The sequence below is a fragment of the Plesiocystis pacifica SIR-1 genome (genome assembly GCF_000170895.1).
Classification (GTDB): Bacteria; Myxococcota_A; Polyangia; order Nannocystales; family Nannocystaceae; genus Plesiocystis; species Plesiocystis pacifica.
In genome coordinates, this window is record NZ_ABCS01000074.1 from 17,734 (window position 1) to 38,341 (window position 20,608).

At 72.8% G+C, this 20,608-nt stretch carries 7 protein-coding genes; 6 read left to right on the plus strand and 1 reads right to left on the minus strand.

Annotated features, from left to right (window positions below; genetic code table 11):
- Positions 1 to 12 precede the first annotated feature (12 nt).
- The 6 genes from PPSIR1_RS44155 to PPSIR1_RS29150 all read left to right on the plus strand — a co-directional run bounded on the left by PPSIR1_RS44155 (position 13) and on the right by PPSIR1_RS29150 (position 19,780).
- Entirely contained in the window at positions 13 to 3,786 is a 3,774-nt protein-coding gene (locus PPSIR1_RS44155; RefSeq protein ID WP_006974795.1) for a poly-gamma-glutamate biosynthesis protein PgsC/CapC, read from the plus strand.
- Entirely contained in the window at positions 3,783 to 6,653 is a 2,871-nt protein-coding gene (locus PPSIR1_RS29130) for a hypothetical protein (RefSeq protein WP_006974796.1), read from the plus strand. Before PPSIR1_RS44155 ends, PPSIR1_RS29130 begins: the two co-directional genes overlap by 4 nt.
- The gene (locus PPSIR1_RS29135; protein WP_157596095.1) at positions 6,650 to 7,699 is read left to right on the plus strand and encodes a hypothetical protein; all 1,050 of its coding nucleotides are present in this window, start codon (positions 6,650 to 6,652) and stop codon (positions 7,697 to 7,699) included. Before PPSIR1_RS29130 ends, PPSIR1_RS29135 begins: the two co-directional genes overlap by 4 nt.
- Positions 7,686 to 13,667 (plus strand): ATP-binding protein, encoded by a 5,982-nt coding sequence (locus PPSIR1_RS29140; protein ID WP_157596096.1) that lies wholly within the window; start codon positions 7,686 to 7,688, stop codon positions 13,665 to 13,667. Before PPSIR1_RS29135 ends, PPSIR1_RS29140 begins: the two co-directional genes overlap by 14 nt.
- Positions 13,668 to 13,775: 108 nt before the next feature.
- Positions 13,776 to 18,650, plus strand: coding sequence for a hypothetical protein (locus tag PPSIR1_RS29145; protein WP_006974799.1), 4,875 nt, complete (start codon positions 13,776 to 13,778; stop codon positions 18,648 to 18,650).
- A 185-nt stretch (positions 18,651 to 18,835) separates the two neighbouring features.
- Positions 18,836 to 19,780, plus strand: a complete 945-nt coding sequence (locus PPSIR1_RS29150; RefSeq protein ID WP_157596097.1) for a DUF3179 domain-containing (seleno)protein — start codon at positions 18,836 to 18,838, stop codon at positions 19,778 to 19,780.
- On the opposite strand, the gene PPSIR1_RS29155 is transcribed toward PPSIR1_RS29150, so the two are convergent.
- Positions 19,749 to 20,588 (minus strand): hypothetical protein, encoded by an 840-nt coding sequence (locus tag PPSIR1_RS29155; protein ID WP_006974801.1) that lies wholly within the window; start codon positions 20,586 to 20,588, stop codon positions 19,749 to 19,751. The two genes, PPSIR1_RS29150 and PPSIR1_RS29155, sit on opposite strands and share 32 nt — an antisense overlap.
- Between the last annotated feature and the right edge of the window lie 20 nt (positions 20,589 to 20,608).

Here is a 20,608-nt window from a genome sequence, read left to right on the forward strand (position 1 = left end):
GAGCGGAGCATCATGGAGTTGGCGCTCGTGTTCGAGCTCCCGCTGGAGCTGCTCCCGGCGCGCGGCCTCGACCAGTCGATGCTGCTGCCGGTGCTCATCGGCTTGCTGGTCGTGCTCTTCTTCACCGAGGTGTTCGGCTGGGTGTTCGCCGGCGCCGTCGTGCCGGGCTACCTGGCCTCGGTCCTGGTCATCCAGCCGGTCACCGGCTGCATCGTCATCTTCGAGTCCATCGTCACCTTGCTGATCTCGGCCGCGCTGGCCAAGTTCGTGAGCAAGTCTGACGTCTGGACGCGCTTTTTTGGTCGAGAACGCTTCTTCCTGATCCTGGTGATCAGCCTGTTCGTTCGAATACACGACCACGCGTGGTTCGCCCCGTGGGCGGTCGCGCAGCTCGACCAGCTGTTCCCCTGGGAGCTCGAGATCCAGCAGGAGTTCTACAGCGTCGGCCTGGTGCTGGTGCCGCTGACCGCGAACATGCTGTGGAAGCCGTCCCTGCCCCGGGGGATGCTCCAGCTCGGGGTCGAGGTCGGGATCACCTACCTGATCGTGATGTACGTGCTGTTGCCGTACACCAACCTCTCGCTCAGCTCCGTCGAGCTGACCTACGAGAACACGGCGCTCAACTTCGTCGCCCACGCCAAGGCGCACATCATCTTGTTGTCCGCGGCGATGCTCGCGGCCCAGTTCAACCTGACCTACGGGTGGGACTTCAACGGCATCCTCGTGCCTGCGCTGTTAGCGATGCTGTGGCTGACGCCGCTGAAGTTATTGGCGACGCTGGGTGAAGCGATCATCGTCCTGTACCTGACCAAGGGCTTCCTCAAGCTGCCGGTCATCCGGCACATGGACGTCGCGGGTCCACGCAAGATCGTCTTGGTGTTCACCCTGGCCTTCCTGTGGAAGTTAGCCCTGGGCTTCGCAATTGCGGGGATCGCACCCGAGTTCAAGACCAGCGACGTCTACGGCTTTGGCTACCTGCTGTCGAGCCTGCTCTCGGTCAAGATGCTGAGCAAAAAGAGCGTGCGCGCGGTCTTGCTGCCCAGCTTGACGGCCTCGGCCGGGGGCTTTGCGATCGGCAGCGTCGCGGGCTTCTTGCTCGAGCTGGTGTCTCCGGCCACGCCGCCCGCGCGCCAGCTCGCCGAGGCCGAGAGCCACCGCCTCGATCGCTCGCCCATCGGGGTGATGACCGTGGCGCGCATGGCCGCGGCGGGGTGGTCCGAGGACCCCGAGCCGCCCACGCAGGCCGAGCTGGGGCGGCTCGAAAAATTCTGGAACGCGTCGGCGCGCTGGGAGCTCGCCGAGGACGGCTCGGTGGCGCAGCGCGACGGCATGGCGGCCAAGGCCATCAACGCCTACGAGCAAAAGATCGGCGACGCGGACCTGGCCAAGATCGCCGGGCCCTCCCAAGAGCTGCGCACCCTGGGCCTGGGCCTGGGCCTGGACTTCGAAGACCTCGGCGAGGTCGACATCCGCGAGAAGGCCAGGGCCGGCACCGTGCTCGACCCCGAGCCGCGGCGGTGGTGGGTGGTCCGCGAGCAGGGGGCGCTGGGGCAGCGAGGCTGGCCCACGGGCATCCTCTCGCCCAGCGGGAAGGGGCCGGTCATCGTCGTGCCCATGCCCGCGAGCGAAGCGCCCACGGCCGAGGCCGCGGCGGTCATGTGTCGGCGCCGGGACTGCCGGGCCGTGCTGATCGCGGGCCGGGAGCAGCTCGAGGCCGGCACGCGCATCAACCCGCGCCCCCTCGAGGTCGCGATGCGGGCCTTCGCGGACGACCCCATCGTGGTGCTGCGCGGGGACCTCCCGGTGCCCGAGGCCTACGCCGAGCCGGGCGCCCAGGCCGAGCTGGCGAGCGAGCTGGTGCCCTGGTACGAGGACGGCGCGGAGGTCACGGGCCTGCTCGAACGAGACGAGCTCGAGGACCTGCGCGGCGCGGCCATGGCCGAGCTCCGACCGCTGCGGGGCATCTTCGACCTCGGCCAGCCCTGGCCGCTCTACCGCCTGGAGTGGGACCTGCGCTCGACGGTGGTCGGCATCCCGCCCAGGTCCGAGCGCTTCGTGCTGATGCGCGTGGCGGTCCCGGCCCTCGAGGCCATGGTCGTCGCGGGCCTCGACGAGTTCGGCGCGGACTGGCGCGAGCCCCCGGAGCCGGCGCCGAGCCTGGCCCTGCCCAAGGAGCTCGAGGCGGGGCTCCCGAAGGTGGCCGGGGCTGGGGCCGGGGCGGAGCTTCCCGACGATCTGGGCGCGCCCAAGACCGCGCTGATCGCCGAGCTCGAGCGCCTGCGCGAGACGAGCGAGCCCTCGGGGCACGGCGGCGAGCTCTACCGCGAGCCCTCGGACGCCGAGCTCATCGTGCTCGAGCAGCTGATCGTCTCGCCGCTCATCGACTGGGTCGAGCGCTCGGAGCTCGGCGACCCCCTGCCGATCGTCACGCAGACCTGGGCCGAGCTGGTCGGCTACGAGATCGCGGAGCTCGGCGACTGCGATCCGGCGGCGAACGCCGTGCCCAAGGAAGCGCCCGAGCAGGAGCGAGACCCGACCAAGCCCGCGCCCCGCGTCGAGGAGTGCGTGGTCGTCCTGCGCGACACCCTGGCGCCGCTGACCTCGAGCTGGGGCACGCTGGTGCTGCGCCGCGGCGGCGAGTGGTCGATGCTCATCGAGGTCCCGCGACCGCACCGCGAGCGCGACACCTGGCGGGTCGGCGCCGAGCTGTGGCAGATCAGCCCGGCCCGGGCGCTGCTGCTCGCGGGCGCGGACGGGCGCGCCGACGAGCCGGCGAGCTCCGAGCGCATGGCCATCGACCCCACGGACATCGCCTACGGCCCGGACCCGGTCATCCCCGGCAACCTGCAGACGCCCTTCCAGGCCATGCACATGGCGCTGCACCGGGCCACCAACGTCGACGGCGCGGCGCCCGTGCTGCAGCTGCGCGGCATCGCGGCCTACCGAGACCTCGACGCCGAGGTCGTGGTCGGGCGCGGGCAGCCGGAGCTCGAGCCGGTCGCGGAGGAGGCCTGCATCCAGGACCTGGACGAGCCGCTGGCCTCGCTCGTGCGCGGCTGGGGCGGCGGCTGTCAGGTCGCCGACGGGTCTCAGGACCTCTACCTGCTGTCGGGCGCGGGCGTGCCTCAGCTCGAGTACAGCCGCGAGCTCGGCGACGGCCGCAAGCTCCGGGTGGTGTGGCTCAGCGCGGGCATCCGCGAGCGCTTCCACGCCGACCGCGGGACCACGGAGCTGCGCGGGCTGGCCCAGGTCGGCGTCCCGGTCATCGAGTTCAGCGAGCTCGAGCGCCTGCGCGCGCCGCTGGTCCGGCGCGTCGACTTTGGGCCCCCGGACTCGCCGATCCGCGACGCCGAGGTCGGCTACAACGCCTACCTCGCGGCCCTCGACCTGGCCGACGAGTTCGCGGCGACGGCCAACCTGCACACCCTCCGCCAGCTCCAGGAGACCGTCGAGGCGGCCCCGGACCTGAGCCTCGAGGCGGGCGTCGGCGTGGACTGGGGCGTGCCCACGCTGATCCTCGAGTTCGCCGGCAGCGGCGGCCTGGGGGCGCGCTCGCTGGTCCTGCTCGAGCACGGCCTGCACGGCAACGTCTCGCTGCCGTGGCCGGAGCTCCGCGATGACCTGGTCAACCAGCTGCGCGTCGCGGCCATGGCTCGGCCGCGGGTGCTGAGCCTGCGCGAGGTGCCGATCGTCGAGCCGCCGCGGGTGGACGACGGGGCTCGCGGAGAGGGCGGAGAGGGCGAGGACAGCGAGAGCGAAGCGACGCCGGAGGGGGCGGGGGAGTGACCGCGCCGAGCCGGCGGCCGAGCCCGGAGGAGGCCGAGCGCATCGCCGCGCGGCTGCGCCAGCCCTCGGACCACGGCGCCACGCCGACGCGCACGCTGGCCGCCAGCTTGATCCTGATCGTCTGCATGATCGGGCTGACCGGCCTGACCTGGGCGCGCAGCCGCCTGGCCGAGCGCGTGGCCTCGCCCCTGGCCGAGAAGATCGCCGGCGCCGATCGGGTCAGCTACTACGTCATCGACGAGGGGGAGGGCCCGCGCTTTCGCCTGGGCCCGGACGAGCTCTCGCTCAAGCTGATCACCCACCTCGTGCTGCCCGAGGACACGCCGCCCTACAGCCCGGAGGCGGAGCAGGCCTACGGCATCCTCATGCGCCTGCACAGCCTCGAGGGCGAGCTGCTGTGGGAGCGCGACTTCAACGTGCGCACGCGCCAGAGCAAGGCCGACGAGCTCGACCGCGGCCGGGGCTGGCGGCTGGAGAACGCGTTCATGCTCGACCTGTCGCGGGAGCTGACCGACGACCGGCTGACGCGGGTCTTGTTGCCGACCTCGCCCGACGGCCGCGACCGCTTCCTGTCCATCGAGCTCGTGCCCCGGGACCCCCTCGACGAGGACGTGCTCGGCCTGGTCCGGGCCTACGTCCGCCACGAGCGGCCCCCCGACGACCTCGACAAGATCGCCCTGGCCCCGGGCGCGGGTCGGGCCCTCGTCGACCACGTCACCTACCGCGACTGGGAGTCCCTGTCCGAGGCCGAGCGCGAGGCCAAGCTGCGCTACGAGTGGACGCGGATGGCGGCGCTCGGCTACGTCGGCCAGGACTACGAGATCCTGAGCATCTACGAGACGGGCTTTCGCGTGCCGCGGGGGACCAAGACCAAGTCGGAGCGGCAGCGGGTCGAGCCGACGCGGTGGCTGGCCTTCAACGTGATCGGGCCCGCGACCCTCGAGCTCGACATCGTCGACGGCATCGGCGATCCGCGCTCCCTGAAGGTTCGCCGCTACAGCCTCGACGAGGTCGTCGAGGAGCTGCCTCGAGGAGGCTTGCGCGAGCGCACCCTCGAGGTCCCGCCGGGCATCCACTGCTACGTGTTCGAGACCGAGGACCTGCCCCTCGAGTTCGACCTGCGCACGGAGGCGGCGCTCGAGACCCGGGTGTGGTTCTCCGAGGCCGAGCGCCCCGTGCGGGTCAACGAGCGCGACGAGGAGATGCTCGAGCCCGACCTGCGCCGCATCCCCGTGGTCCGACTGGGCCCGAACTGGCGGGAGCTCCCGCGCTACGCCCTGCCCGACACCGAGGACGTGATCGGCCGGACGCTGCGCTTCGACCTGCGCTACGTGCCGCCCTTCGCCGCCTACTGGCCCCTCGACGAGCCGCCCAAGATCAGCCTCGACTACTGCTTCGTCGACGCCGAGGGCGAGGAGATCCGCTGCGAGCGGTGGACCGGCGCCGAGGTTCAGGAGTCGCACTTCGAGGGCCTGCAAGAGGGCGACGAGGCCAGCGGGCGGGCGAGCTGGGCCCGGGAGCGCTGGTACGAGGTGTCCGAGCCCCAGAGCTTGCGCATGGTCGCGCCGGAGGGTACGGCCGAGGTCGTGCTGCGGCCCGGGGACGAGCGCGTGTTGGTCCGCGCCTACGGCTACTGGCCCGAGGTCCCGACCCGGGTCATGGAGCCGTGGCGCAGCCACACCACGGAGACCATCATCTGGCGCTACCCGCCCCTCGAGACCCGGACCTGGTTCCCCCTGCGCGCGAGCAACTGGGAGGAGCTGCAGGACGACGAGGCCATCGCCGACCTCATGGCGCAGGTCCGCCTGCAGCCCCGCGGCGTCGACGAGTCCACGGGCCGGGGCGGGCCGTGGTCCGGCGACGACCCGGACTGGAGCTCGCGCTGGCAGGAGCTGATCGCGGGCGAGGACGGCTGGGATCCGGGGCCGTGGGTGACCCTCGAGCCCCGCGGCCGCCACCGCCGTCGCTCGATCCTCGAGGAGCTCGACGAGCAGGCCCCCGAGCGCCTGCGCGAGCGCTGGACCGGCAGCCTGTTCACCGAGCTCTACCCGCGCCGGAGCTACGTGACCAACCTCGGCGCGGTCGGGCCCTCGGCGCCGGAGCTGCACTGGCAGCTCGACCCGAGCCTGCTCGGCGAGCGCCTCGTCGTCGACATCGACGGCACGCGCCACGTCCACGAGATCGCCGAGAGCCGCGGGCGCTGGCGCCTGCCCGTCGAGGGCGGCCAGCACAAGATCAGCGTCGACCTCGAGGACACGCGGCTGACTAGCAAGGACGGCGACCTGTGGATCGATCGCCCGGTGCTCGTCGCCAGCCCGCCGGTGTCCCGGCGCCGCAGCGTCCACGAGCTCACCACCTCGCTGGTCTTCCCCCTCGTCAAGCCCGACGACGGCGAGGCGATGATCGTCAACGTCGTGGTCTACCTGCCCAAGCGCCGCCCCGGGGCCCAGCTCGAGCTGAGCGTGGACGGGGGCGAGCCCGAGCGCATCGCCGGCGTGGTCGAGCGGGTGAGCGTGAGCGAGCGGGCCTACACCATCGAGGGCGAGGGCGCGGTCGACAGCCAGGGTCGGCCCGTCGACATCCGCGAGTTCGTGCGCTTCGTCGACCTCGAGGGCGAGCACGGCGTGTCGCTGGAGTCCGTGAACCTGCGCATCACCCTGGGCCCGGAGGTGACGCCCGGCCCCCACGAGGTCCAGGTCGATCTCGTCGACGGCGGGCGCGTGTGGGTCCGGGCCTTCCACCGCGGCGTGGGTCGGCGCGAGCGCCCGGCGACCAGCTGGACGCAGGCGGCCCGCGCCAACGAGCTCCCTGGAGCGCCTGCGCCCGCGCCTGCTCCCGAGGGTGAGAGCGGGGAGGTCCAGCCGTGAGCCGTCGTCGCGCGGGTCTGGGCGTCGGCCTGGGTCTGTCCGTGGCGCTGGGCCTGGGCAGCGCCGGCTGCACCCACGAGGGCGAGGTCGAGCTCAGCGATCCCTTCGAGCACACCCGCACGCTCGAGGCCGACGAGCTCCACGAGCTGCTGTGGCCCCGCGCAGAGGAGCGCTGGCGGGAGCTCGGCGCGACCCAGCACGCGGCCCTGCGCGAGCTGGTGATCTTGCTGTGGCATCGGGCCGAGCGCGGCGCGCTGCGGGAGCGGGAGCGGGAGCGGGCCGGGGCGCTGGCGGAGCTGGCCGGGGTCCGGGTCGAGAGCGTGGCGCTGCGCGTGCCCGGGCGCGAGCAGCCCATCGGGCTGTGGGTCGTCTACGAGGAGGACACGCCGCGGCGCGGCACCGGGGCCTACCTGATCCGTCGCGGCGAGATCGAGGTCGGGCGGGTCGAGCTCCTGCTCGAGACCCCCCACGTGTTCCACGACCGCCACACCGGGGACATCGGCCTGGCGGTCCTGCTGGGGCAGGGCGGCGCCAGCCCGGTGCGCGGGCTGTTCGTCAACACGGTCCACCGCCACCGCCTGGCCAGCGGAGCCAAGCACAAGCCGCCCAAGGGCTACGGCCCGGCCGACGCCGCCCACTCCGAGCGCCACCCCATCAGCCGCGTGCACGGGGCCATCGTCCGCCGCCACCGCGTCGCGGTCTTGCAGCTGCACGGCTTCGAGCGCAACGCCGCGTCTGGGGACCCGGAGATGATCGTGTCGTCGGGCAGCGAGACGCCCAGCCCGGGCAGCCGGGTGCTGGCCAAGGCGCTGGCGGAGGCCTTCCCCAAGGACGCCGTGGGCAACTACGGCCTGGACAGCGACCGCCTCGGGGGCACCACCAACGTGCAGGGGCATCTGGCCCGGGAGTCCCGGCGCTGCTTCGTGCATCTGGAATTGGGCGACGACTTGCGCGACCGGCTCGACGACGGGGCGGACGCGCGGGCGCGCTTTGTCGAGGCCGTGCGCGGCTGGGCACAGGAGATTCAACGCGGTGGTTGCCGCTGACGCGAGGGCGCGGCTGCGCGGCTTGATCGGGCTGGCGGTCCTGCTGGCGCTGATGGTGCTCGGTCCGACCACCGGACGGGCGGCGCCGGGCGAGAGCCAGGGCGAAGTCGAGGCAGAAGGCGAAGTCGAGACAGAAGGCGAGGTCGAGGCGGAGCCCGAGCAGGCACAGGGCGAGCCCGCGGGGGGCGTGTCGCGTCGGCGCGCGCGTCAGGCCGCCGCCGACCTCGGCGAGGCCCTGTCGAGCTCGCCCGAAGCGTGGCGTCAGAGCGCCCGCGAGCGCCTCGTGTGGCGGGCGACTCGGGTCGGCTGGCCGCTCGCGCCGCTGACCGAGCTCGACCCCGACGCGGACATTCACGGGGCCCAGCTGGGCGCCTCCGAGGCCCTGGGCGAGGCCGAGCCTGCGGCGACGCTGCGTCCCCGCGTGGACCTCCAGCCGCTGCTCGAGCAGCGCGCGGCCATGGTCGGCGGGTTCATGCCGGTGCCGACGGTCCAGGGCCCGGTGTCGATCGACGCCGACCGGGCGATCAACGTGTGGATCGCCTCGCTCGAGACCGTGCGGGTGCGTCGGGTCTCGGGCGCGGGCACGCTCCGCTTCGTCCGCATCGTCGACGCCCACACGGCGGTCGTCGAGCAGGGCAGGGCGCTCGAGCCGGGCCCCGACGGCGAGCTCCGCTGGGAGCTGAGCCAGCCCCCGGCCGACGGCGCGGTGTGGTCCATCGAGGCCGAGGGCGAGGCGACCGTCGTGGTCGAGCGCGCCGTGGTCCGGACGCCCCGCTACTCGGCCGTGGAGGTCGAGGCGCTGCTGCTCGCGTGGATCGAGGAGGGGCGCAGCCCGGCGACCATGCCCCGGGTGCTCGAGCCCGACGACGACCTCGAGGCTCAGCTTCACCTCGAGGCCGAGCTGGGTCGGGAGCTGCTCAAGCTCGACGCGGCCGACGGCGTCCGCGACCCGCACCTCGAGAAGGCCGTCGTCGCCTGGCGCCAGCTCTCGGCCATGCAGGGCGTCGACGCGGGCCGGCTGCCGGTGCGCCCCTACTTCGTGGGTCGGCGCGGCCGCGTCCACCCCGTGAAGCTCTCGGACACCTCGCCGCGGCGCCTGGACACCGACGACAGCCGCGACTATCGCCTCGCCGAGCTCGAGGCCCACGGCGCGCGGCGGTGGACGGTCCGTCGCCGGGGGACCCGCTCGGGCCCGGGCGTGCTCTACGTGGACGGCCGCGCCTGGGCCCCCGAGGGCGAGGCGCTGCGCGACGCCGAGCTGCGGGTCAGCGCGGGCGGGCGGGTGCTCGAGCGCATCTCGCTGTCGCGCCGACCGGCCCGGCACAGCGTCGATCCGGACACCGCCTTTCCCCAGTTCGAGGCGCTCGTCGACGAGTCGGGCCACGCCGTCGGCGAGTTCGCGACCATGGCCGTGCCCCTGGCCCCGGGGCGCCGCGAGTACACCATCGAGCTCGTCGGCGGCCCGGCCATGGTCGCCGTGCGCGAGGCCCTGCGGGTCGAGGCCACGGGACCGGGCGCGCGGCGCGAGACCCCGCGCGGGCGCCTGCGCCACGCCCACCGCCAGCTCGAGCGCAGCGAGTCCGAGATCGACCCCTGGCTCGCCGCGCTGATCGCCGAGAGCGAGCACGAGCGCGTTCAGGTCGGGGCCGGGGCGCCCGAGCTCGAGGCCCTCGGCGAGTCCAGCCCCGCGCTGGCGCTGGCCATCCTCGCGACCCTGGCCGAGGATCCCGCCCTCGACCGCCGCCAGACCCGAGTGCTCGGCGAGCAGGCGGCGCAGTGGCTGTCCGCGCTCTCGGCCGACCCCGACTTCGACCCCACCGCCCGCGGCCAGCTGCGCGCGCGCTGGATCACCATCGCGGCGATCCACGGCGACCGTCAGCTCGCGCGCCTGCTCGTCGACGCGGGCACGGGCACGGGCAGCGACCCGATCCACGAGCTGCCCCTCGAGGGCCTGCGCGTGCTCGCCGAGCTCCTCGCCCCCGCCCAGGGCACCGTGCGCAGCCCGGCCCTGGCCCTGCTCGAGCTCGCCCGCCGGCGCGCGCCCACGGACGAGGCCATCCGCGGGCAGCTGCTCTACCTGTGGCAGGACTACACGCGCTGGTCCAAGCGCCGCCCGATCTCCGAGGTCGACAGCTCGCTCGTGCCCCGGGGCGAGTGGCTGGTGCCGCGCAAGGGCGCGCCGGGGCTGAGCGACGCGGGCGAGCGCGAGGCCAGCTGGCTGCGCCTGAGCCCCGGCCGGGTCGAGCGGGTGCAGGCCGAGATCGGCGGCGGCTTGATCTCGCGGCAGCTCGGCGTCGAGCGGGTCCGCAACCCCCGGCGCATGCGCCTGCTCGACATCTACGTCGCCTCGCCCGTCGACCGCGTCGAGCCCGTGCGCCTGCGCGTCGACGACTCGGTGTGGTGGAGCCCGCAGCTGGCCTCGGTGGTCCGCCACCGCGTCGCCGTGCCCGAGGGCAAGCACGAGCTCCAGCTCGACGGGCCCCTGGGGACCATCGCCTGGGCCGAGCTGCCGCCGGAGGAGCCCATCGAGGACATCGACCCCGAGCGCCTCGGTCGGCGGGAGCGGCTCCACGATCTGTCGAAGGTCAGCTGGGTGCTGCCCGGCCCGCAGGTGCCCGGCTACGCCCGCCTCGAGCTACGCTGGCCCGAGGACGTGCCGCCCCAGCGGACCGTCATCCACATCCACCAGGACGGGGTCGAGGGCACCCAGACCGTGCTCTTCGATCCGCGCACGCGGATCGGCACCGACGAGCAGGGCGAGGGCATCTGGGACCTCGAGATCGACGCCGACGCCACGCCGATCGGCCCCTCGCCCCGGGCGGGTCAGCGCCACGGGGTGGCCTTCGCCGTCGCGGCTCGGACCCGGCGGGTGTGGTTCGAGGTCGAGGGCGAGGTCGCGCTGGCCGGCGGGCTGTCGATCCGCCGGGCCCTGCGCCCGCGCGAGCTCCTCGACGACGACGGCGGCCTGGTGCCCGTGGAGGTCGTCCACGAGGAGGACCTGCTCGGCTCGGTGTTCGCCGAGCTCACGGGCCTCGACAGCGAAGCGCTCATCGAGGAGCTCGCCCGGCTCAGCCGCGCGCTGCTCGTCAGCCCCGACTCCATCGACGATCGGGCCCGCCGTGCCGCGCTGCTGCTGATGCTCGGCGAGACCGGCTACGCCCGGGCGGACCTGGTCCGGCTGTCAGCCTGGGCCGAGCGCGAGGACGTCAGCTTGCTGCGCCGCGACCGGGCCAAGGGGGTGCTGGCCGAGCTCGAGGACCGCTTCAGCGCGCTCATCGACCCCCGCGAGATCATCGTCGAGGACGCCAACGACGCCCGCGCGCCCATCCTCGTCGAGCCGGCCATCGCCGCCGTGGTCGGGCCGCGCCGCGAGCTGCTCGAGCCGTGGCTGCCGCTGTGGTCCCTGGGGCGCACGGAGAACCCCGGAGAGGCCCTCGAGCGCCTCGCTCGGGCGCAGCGGCGCCAGCAGGGGATGACCGCCGGCGATGAGGACGACGAGGCCGGCGAGGTCGAGGCGGCGCCCGAGCCCGAGGGCGAGCGCTCCGTCGAGGCCGCGGCGGCCGAGGACGCCGAGCTGCTCGACGCCGAGCTCGTCGCCCGCTTGCTGCCCGAGCTGACCCGCGCGACCTGGCTGAGCCTCGAGGGCGGACGCGCGCGCACGGCCGCCCGGGTGTGGCTCGAGCTCTACGGCCACATGCGCGGCGAGCTGGGGGCGGCGCGCGAGCCCCTCGCGGTCGGGCTCGCGGCCGTGCCCGCGCTCCTCGAGCACCTCGACGACCCCGGCAGCGACGCCCGCGACGCGGGCCTGGCCTTCGGCCTCGGCCGCGAGCTCGAGCCCCGCTACGGGCACACCTCCGTGCGCAGCCTGGCCTTCATCGCGGCGCTGCGCTCGGACTGGCGCACGGTCTCGCACACCGAGCACGCCCCGGGCTTCGAGCGCCTCGAGCTCCCCGTCGAGGAGCTGCTGCCCTCCCAGACCGCCCGCGTGCGCGAGGCCCTGCTGGTCACGCCCTGGGCCGGCGACGACGGGCGCGGCCAGGAGATGGTCCGCCCCGGCCGCAAGGGCGTGCTCGCCTGGGACGCGGAGGTCGGCGTCGTCGACCTCGAGCTGTGGTGCCGCGCCGCCCGGCCGGACCTCGATCCGAGCCGCGCCGAGCGTGCCTCCAACCCGCGGGCCCTCGGCACGGCCAAGCTCGGCGTCGCCCTGCGCAGCGGCGACGATCTGCGCACGCGCCGGGAGGTCGAGGTCGGCGACGGCACGGTCGCGCGGGTCAGCCTGCCGGTCGAGTCGGCCTCGCGCCACCGCCTCGAGGTCGTGCTCGGCGAGGACCCGATCTGGCTGTGCGCGTGGCGTGGCGTGGCCCGGCCCGGGGCCGAGCTGGCCGAGGTCGAGCGCGAGCAGGCCCTCGTCGGCGAGGGCACCGAGACCTCCGAGTTCGTCCACGGCGGCGAGCGCGAGGCCATCGAGACCCGCCGGCGGGCGCGGTGGTGGACCGTCGAGCGCGAGTCCGCCGTCGAGTTCGTCGTGCTCGGGCCGACCAGCGTCGACATCGAAGCCCGGGCGGTCGCGGCCGGGGACGTGACCTCGCCCGGACTCATCGCCGAGGTCGAGCCCCTGCGCCCGCGGGCCGACGCGCCCGGACCGTCCGAGGGCGAGCTGCCCCTCTCGCCGCAGGTCGAGCGCAGCGTGATGACCGAGCGCCGCCGCGCCTTCGCGGTCACCGAGGCGGTCAGCCACATCCTGCTGATCACCGAGCCCGGGCCGCACCGGGTGCGCCTGCGGACCCGCTCGGGGCGGGCGGTGGTTCGGGCTCGCCTGCGTCGGGATCGGCCCAAGGACGACCCGCCCGCGCGCGTGTCCCTGGGCGAGCTGCTCAGCGAGGTCAACGAGCCCGAGTCCGTGCTGACCTGGCGCGGCGTCGGCCCGGGCCTGGCGATCGCCGCGGCCGAGCCCCACGGGCCCGTGCGCAACCGCATCGGCAGCTTCGACGGGCGCATCGTCGTGGGTCTCGACGACCTCGGCGACGTCGACGATCTGCGCCCGCGCCTGGGCGCGATGGTCACGGCCGGGTGGCGGCGCGAGCTCGTCGAAAACCGGCTGTGGATCTTCGCCGCCGCGCAGACGGCCGTGCGCAACGCGAGCCCGATCTCCTCGGGCGTGCGGCTGCGCCTGGCTGGGCGCAGTCGCCGGGCGGGCCTGCGCATGGGCGCCGAGTTCGACTCCCTCGCGGGCCCCTGGTACACGGGCCTCGAGGGCAGCATCCGCGGCGAGGCCTTCATCGACCGGCCGACTTGGCTGGGCCCCTTCCTCCAGCTGCGTCCGGGACTCAAGGGCGCGCTGCGCTGGCAGTCGCTCAACCGCGGCGGGGCCAACATCGGCGGCCCGGGCTTCGACTTCGAGCCGCACCCCCGGGTGTTCCTGCCCTACGTCCGCGACCACCCCATCGTGGTCGAGCCCGAGCTCGAGCTGCGCGCCTATCCGCTCCAGGACTTGGCGCTCTACACCGAGGGCTCCGTGGTCTTCAACAGCGACTTCGCCAGCCTCGACCGCGTCGACATCGACCTGGGCGCCCTGGGTATCGTGCGCCAGCCCTCGCCCTGGGTCCCGACCTGGGGTGTGGCCTACCAGGCCTCGCTGCGCCTGGCCGACGCGCACCGCTCGAGCTTCTTCGTGCGCCACACCCTCGGCGCGCGGCTGGGCGTGGGCGTTTGGGCCCGCGACTCCGTGCGCGTGACCTTTGGTGTGGGCGACCGCCTCTACCTGATTGGGTCGCAGCGTCCGCGCAACGTGTTCGAGCTGTGGCTGCGCTTCGACGGCGTATTTGGCCGGCGGTTGGGAGATTACGGCCCGCAGGAGCTGTGGTTCAGCGAGCCCTGGGCGCCCCGAGCGTGGGGAGACCACGCGCATCAAGCTGAGTCGACCCTCGCGCCCGTGCGCGGCGAGGTGCGAAGTCAAGCCTCGCGTTGAGCGTATCCCTCGCCATCGACCTGGGCGGACACCTGGGCGGACTGCCAGGCTGAAAACTCGTCTGGCAGGCTTCGCTGCGCTCAAAAATGATCCACACTGCGGGCGGCCATGGCCAAGCGCGGGGAACGAGAGATCGGCGTGGATGCGTCGGTCGTCGAGGGCATCGAGGAGCTGCTGCGCGAGCTCCTGCCGCCGCTCAACGCTCGAGTCCACCGAGTCCACGTCGGCCTGCTGGCCGAGCGCGTGGCCGTGCTCGCCGATCCCCGCGACCACGCGATCATGCTCTCGCGCACGGGCGCGAGCGCCTCGGTGTCGATGACCTCGATGCCCGTCGGGCCGACGCCGCCCTTCGTCTACGCGAGCTTGGCCGTGCTCTTGGTCCGCGCCGTGGCCAAGGCCCAGCGCGAGGTCGCGGCCGTCGACCTGCGCGTCGCGGCCCACGTCGAGGCCTACGCCCGGGCGACCACCGGCGCCGCCCGCCGGCGCCGCCTCGAGGCGATGATCGACGAGACCGCGCCCTCGCGCGCCATGGCCCGCGGCGATCGTCGAGCGCTCAAGCGCCACCTCGACCTCGACGCCCTGCGCGAGCGCTTCGACAAGCGCCGCGACGACATCGCCGTCGTCGTCGAGCTGGGCATCATGGCCATGGGCGCGTCGATCGCCCACGGCCTCGGCAAGGCCCACGCTTCGCGGCAGCTGAGCAAGGAGATCATCCACCTGGTCGAGCAGGCCGACCCCGTGGGCTTCTTGCTCGAGCAGCTCGAGGCCCTGCGCCGGTGGACCACGCGCCTGGCCGTGCTCGAGACCATCGAGCGCTGCCTCGAGAGCCTCGGCCCGCCGCGACCGCGGACCAGCGCCGTGTCCTTGATGCTGGCGACGACGGGCTCGGGGCACCGCCGCGAGCCAAACCCCGTGCTCGATCGCCTGTGCGAGGTCACGGCTCAGCTCGCCCGCAGCGAGAGCGAGCACGAGTGGGTCCAGGCCCGGGCGCTGCGCTGCCTCTACCTCGTCGACACCGAGCGGGCCCGCGAGATCGTCCACGACCGCCTCGACCTCGACGGCGCCCGCAAGCAGCCGTGGCCGCAGCGCGACTTCCTGGTCCGCCGGCAGATCATCACGATCTTGAGCGAGCGCGTCGAAGAGCGCGCGGACTTCGAGCTGCTGGTCGCCGCGATCGAGCGGGGCGAGGACAGCGAGTTCGTGCGCATGGCTCACTGCGAGGCCCTCGTCGCCGTCGCCCGGGTGCGCCCCGAGATCCTGCCGGAGTGGACGGAGCTGCTCACGCGCTTCGCCGACGAGGGCAAGGGCAAGGGCGAGGCCGAGGCCGAGGCCGGGAATGAGGGCGAGCTGCCCCGGGTGCGCGCCCGGATGTGCCTGGCGCTGAGCGAAATCCTCGCTGAGGCCTTCGAGGCCAAGGTGCCCGACGAGGTCCTCGAGGCCCTGGTCCGCTCGGTCGTCGAGGGCCTGGCCCGGACCATCGCCCACGACCGCGACGACCTCGTCGCGCAGATCGCCTGCCGCGGCTCGGTCGCGGCCATCGAGGTGCTCTACGGCGACCCGCGCGGGGCGGCCATCGCCGGGGCGATGCTCGATCAGTTCATCGAGTCGCTGCACCGGTGCCTCGCCGACCCCGATCGCAACGCGGCCATCCTCGAGGCCGCGGCCTCGGCCATCGAGGGCATCGACGCGATCATCCGGCCGGAGCGCAAGGCCTGGACCGAGGCCCTCGCGCCCGCGCTCTTGGAGGTGCCCTCGGGCGGCGCGCGGCGGATCCCCGTCCCGGTCCACGAGGGCCAGCGCCCCTCCAAGACCGAGCTCGCGCGCATCCTCGCCCAGCTGACGCGCAACGACTGGGGCGTGGACGTCGAGGCGCCCCAGCGCGGGCGCTTGCGGGTGCGCCGGGGCGACCACCGGGTGCTCCGGCTGTGGCGCATCCTCCACGAGCTGCGCCACCCGGCCAACAACAAGCGCCAGGCCTTCCTGCACACCACGGGGCGCCACTACACGGGCTCCCTGCGCGCGCACCCGGGCCGCCTCGACGAGGTCACCGAGACCGTGGTCCCGGGCGAGCGCTTGTCGCTGCGCCCCGAGGCGGGCTGGGCCCGGCACCTGCCCCTGGTCGACGACGTCCTGTGCCTGCCGTGGCTGAAGCTGCGCCGGAGCGACGACCCGGTGACCCTGAGCTCGAGCCACGGGCGGACCATCTTGCGCCTGGGCGGGAGCTTCACCGAGCGCCTGCGTCGACGGCTGCGCCTGAACCTGCGCTACGCCGAGCTGACCGAGCTGCGCAAGCGGACCCTGCTCTCGGACGAGCCCAGCGATCGCCGGCGCTTCGTGGACACCCTGCGCACGGACTACGGCGTGGACGTGCGCTTCGAGAGTCATCCCTCCCTCGCCCTCGGAGCTGGCGACGGCGACGGCGACGGCGAGTCGAAGGGCGAGGCCCTCGAGCGCCCCGTGCCGGCCCGGGTTCAGACCCTGTTCCCCGCGCACACCGAGGCCGCGCCGGCGAAGGCGGGCGAGGGCGAGGGCGAGGACGAGCACGACGCGGACACCCTCGTGCTCTCGCCGGAGACCGCCTCGCCCCTGATGCTCGCCCCCCTCGACTGGTTCGGCGAGCACCTGCACTACTTCCTGACCCTCGAGGGCAACAGCCAGGAGGCCCTGGGCCTCTACGCCCTCGGCCTGTCCGGGCTGTTCCTCGGCCTGGCCTACATGCACCGCCGGCGCATCGCCAACGCGCGCGCGGCCATCCCCCTGTCCGTGGGCGGCTGGGGGACGCGGGGCAAGTCCGGGACCGAGCGGCTCAAGGCCGGGCTGTTCCACGGCCTGGGCTTTCGGACCTTCTCGAAGACCACGGGCTGCGAGGCCATGTTCATCCACGCCGTGCCCGGCGGCCCGCAGGTCGAGATCTTCACCTTCCGGCCCTACGGCAAGGCGACGATCTGGGAGCAGCGCGACCTGCTGACCCTCGCGGCGGGCCTCGAGGCCGAGGTCTTCCTGTGGGAGTGCATGGCCCTCAACCCCGAGTACGTCGACATCCTCCAGCGCGGGTGGATGCGCGACGACTACGCGACGATCACCAACACCTACCCGGACCACGAGGACATCCAGGGCCCGGCGGGCATCGACGTCGCCGGGGTCATCGGTCGCTTCGTGCCCCAGAGCAAGCTGGTGATCAGCTCGGAGCTGGGCTTCAACCCGGTGCTGCGCGACTCGGCCAAGGAGCGCGACACGGAGCTCGTCGAGGTCGGCGACTTCGAGGGCGACCTGATCCCCGACGACCTCCTGGCCCTGTTCCCCTACTCGGAGCACCCCCGCAACATCGCCCTGGTCACCGAGATGGCCCGGCAGCTCGACATGGATCCGGAGCTGGCCATCGTGACCATGGCCGACTACGTCTACCCGGACCTGGGCGTGCTCAAGACCTACCCCGAGGTCGTCATCCGCGGGCGCAAGCTCGAGTTCATCAACGGGCACTCGGCCAACGAGCGCGCCGGCTTCCTCAACAACTGGCACCGCACGCCCTGCCACGAGATCGAGGAGGCCGCAGACCCGGCGCGCATGGTCGTCACGGTGGTCAACAACCGCGACGATCGCGTGTCACGCTCGGACGTGTTCGCGCGCTTGTTGGTCAACGACGTGACCGTCGACGCGCACGTCTTGATCGGCACCAACCTCGCGGGTCTGCAGATCTTCCTCGACCGCGCCCTCGAAAATTTCGTCGCCGGTCAGGAGCTCGTCGACGCCGGGGGCCTGGCCCAATCGGCCGGTCAGGAGCGAGCCCGTTCTCGGCTGCGATCGCTGCTCGCTCGCGTCCGCGCGCCCGTGGACGAGTGGGAGTGGCGCGTGGACAGCCTCGCGCGCGTGGGCCTCGCGGCCCTGGGTCGCGCGATGGAGGCCGACGGGCCGCTCGTGGCGGCCGTGCGCGATTGCATCGCCAAAGCCCGCCAGGCGGGCGGGAGCGTGACCTACGACGAGGTGGTGGCCGAGCTCGGCAAGGACGCGGCGTTGACCCAGGCCCTCGGCGCGCTCGTCGAGGAGAGCCCCGAGGCGCCGGAGCTCGCGTTCGAGTACGACGTCAACGTCGCTCCGACGGTCGAGGAGTTCACGACCCACTTCGTCGCCAGGACCGCGCGCATGGTCGTCGCCGGCCGGCTGTCTCGGGAGCTCGAGACCATCCTCGAGCGCCGCGACGCCAGCGGGCTGGCCAGCTTCACGGCGAAGGTCATGACCTCGTGGACCGCGCTGTTCAAGGGCCTGATCACCGTGGTGTGGGATGCCGGCGCCACAGGTGACCAAATCATCGACCAGTGTGCCAAGGTCGCACCTCCGGGCGTTCACGTCACCGTGCTCGGCACGCAGAACATCAAGGGCACGGGCCTGGACTTCATCTATCGGTGGTTGTCCCTAGATGCCGTGGTCCAGGGCATCGCCAAGCTCTCGTCCGAGGACGAGCAGACCCGCCTCGATGCGCTGCGCGCTCTGGATGCCCACAGTGACTTTGGCTTCACCGACACCGGCACCATGGCGGTGCGTCTGCCGGGGGTCGAGGGCGGCAGCGCGCAAGAGGTCACCCAGCGCAAGGCGCTGATCGAAAAAGCCCGGGGCATCCACGCGAAAAAGCTCAAAGAGCTGTCGAGTACGGCCACGGGCGCCGCGGCCAAGGGCGGCAAGCTCTGGACCTGGATCGAGGGGTGGATTGATTTCATCGATGGTGCTGTGCGCTATCGGCAGTCACGCCAGCTCAAGCAGGACCTCATCGACTATCGCGTTAGCCACAACAAAATGGCGGTTGAAATGCGCGAAATCTACGCACGCGCGAAAGGCGGCTGGCTCGGGAAGTATCTGAGCAGCAAGTTGCGCCTCCGGACCAAATCTGAGGACGGGGACGGCGATGGGGGTCAGGAAAACGAGGTTAGCCCGTCGCCGCGGAAAGAATCCGCTGAGCCTGTAATCGACGCGGAGTCGAGTGACCATTGACGTCACCCTTCGGCAGCTCTGATCGGACGGGCATACTGTTGCTAATTCGCGATGTTTAGCCGCCTATGCGGTAGCGACTACACAAATAATTTGAGCCGCACGAGCCTTGGATGACACTCAATGGTGTGGCAAGTTACCCAGGCGTGGATAATCACCCCTACGCGTTGGAAGTCGAGGTAAATGACGTGGCGACGCGGCGTTCCTGGCTCGTTGGCCCCAAGCGAGACGCAGGGAAGTACACCTTCCCGCCGCACGTGGTGGTCGCAAAGCCCGTCCCCTTGGCCGAGCTGGACCTCGAGGACGACGAGGAGCTGCTGATCATCGAGCGCGACGGCGTGGAGCGAGGCTTCCTGATCCGCGAGCTCGCCTACCACCACGTGATCCAGGGGGAGCTCAACGGGCGGCCCTACGCCGTCGCCTTTTGCGTCGTGTGCAGCACGGGCGTGGGCCTGACCCCGGTCGTCGACGGGAAGGTGCTGCACTTCGGCTCCAACGGCGTCGAGAACGGGGTGGGGGTCATCAGCGATGGCGATACCTGGAGCTTGTGGGAGCCGATGACGGGCGAGTGCACCGAGGGGCCGCACAAGGGCCGGAGCCTCGAGGTCTGGCCGGTGCGCCCCACGACCGTCGCCGCGGCTCGGCGAGAGCGACCGGGGCTCGAGCTGAGCCTCACCAACTGCCGCTCGCTGACCTCCTGGATCGTGCGAAAGACTTGGCCGCGGGTCCTCGACAACCGCCGCGGCTTCATCCCGCCGCCCTTTTTCCGGACCATGGCCGGCCGCATCGACGACCGCATGCATCGGCTCGAGCTCGGCCTGGGCGTGATGCTCGGGGGCCGCCACGTGTTCTTCCCGCTCGAGTCCATCCCCAAGGGCGGAGACGCGATGGTCCGCGTCGGCAGCCGGATGATGAAGGTCTACCGCGGCGAGGTCGACGGGGTGCCCCACGCGACCTGGTGTGAGCCCTGGGACGACGAGGACCCGCCCATGCAGATGTTCACGCGCTGGTACGCCTTCTCGTTCCGCTACCCGGAGTGCGAGCTGTGGCAGGGCCCGGAGCTCGAGCAGGGCACCGGCGTGCCCCAGACCCGCGCGTGGCTCACGAGCACAGGGCGGTTTCGTTCGCGTTGATGACCGTCGCCGCGCCGACGCTGACGGCCTCGACGAAGTCGTCGACGAGGCACTCCGACAGCGAGGGGTTGTTGGTGATGGTCAGGTCGTTGCCCACGCTCTCGAGCTGATCGAGGCCGGCGAAGGTGTCGAGGGCCGGGTTGTCGCGGATGACCAGGTCGCCGCCGACCTCGGTCAGGCTGTCGAGGCCGGCGAAGTCGACGAGCAGGTCGTTGTTCTCGACGACCAGGTCGGTGGTGATCGCGGTCGTCGCCTCGAAGCCGGACAGATCGGTGAGCGCGAGGGCCGAGTCGATCTGCAGCCGCTCGACGGTGGTCGCGGCCGGGAAGCTGCCGAGGTCCGCGAGCACGTCGTTGTCGGAGATGGTCACGCTGCCGAGCTGGAGGCCCGGGAAGGTCGGCAGGCCCTCGAGCGCCCCGTTGCCCACGAGGATGAGCTGGTCGACGCGCTCGAGGCCCGCGAGCCCGTCGAGGGAGGCGAGCTGGGGGTTGTAGCGGATCTCCAGGCGGCCGACCTCGCGCAGCCCCGAGAGGCCCGAGAGGTCCGTGACGCCGCCGCCCGAGATCAGGATGGTCTCGGCCACGCAGGCGTCGAGGTCGAGGGCCGCGATGTCCTCGTCGGTCGCGAGCACGATGTCCGGGCCGGGGGTGTCGGTGTCGAGGCAGCTCGAGGGTCCGCCGGCCTCGTCGTCGGCTTCGATCGAGTCGTCGGTGCAGGCGGCGGTGGGGGCCAGCAGCGCGAGGGAGAGGGCGAAGCGGGGGGCTCGGCGGGGGCTCAGCAACACGGCCGAGTATGCCTGCTCGGCCAAGCCTGAGCGATGCTTGGGCC

Excerpts from the sequence above, each read along its gene's own strand:
- PPSIR1_RS44155 (WP_006974795.1), top strand. The coding sequence starts at position 13 with ATGGAGTTGGCGCTCGTGTTCGAGCTCCCGCTGGAGCTGCTCCCGGCG.
- PPSIR1_RS29145 (WP_006974799.1), top strand. The coding sequence starts at position 13,776 with ATGGCCAAGCGCGGGGAACGAGAGATCGGCGTGGATGCGTCGGTCGTC.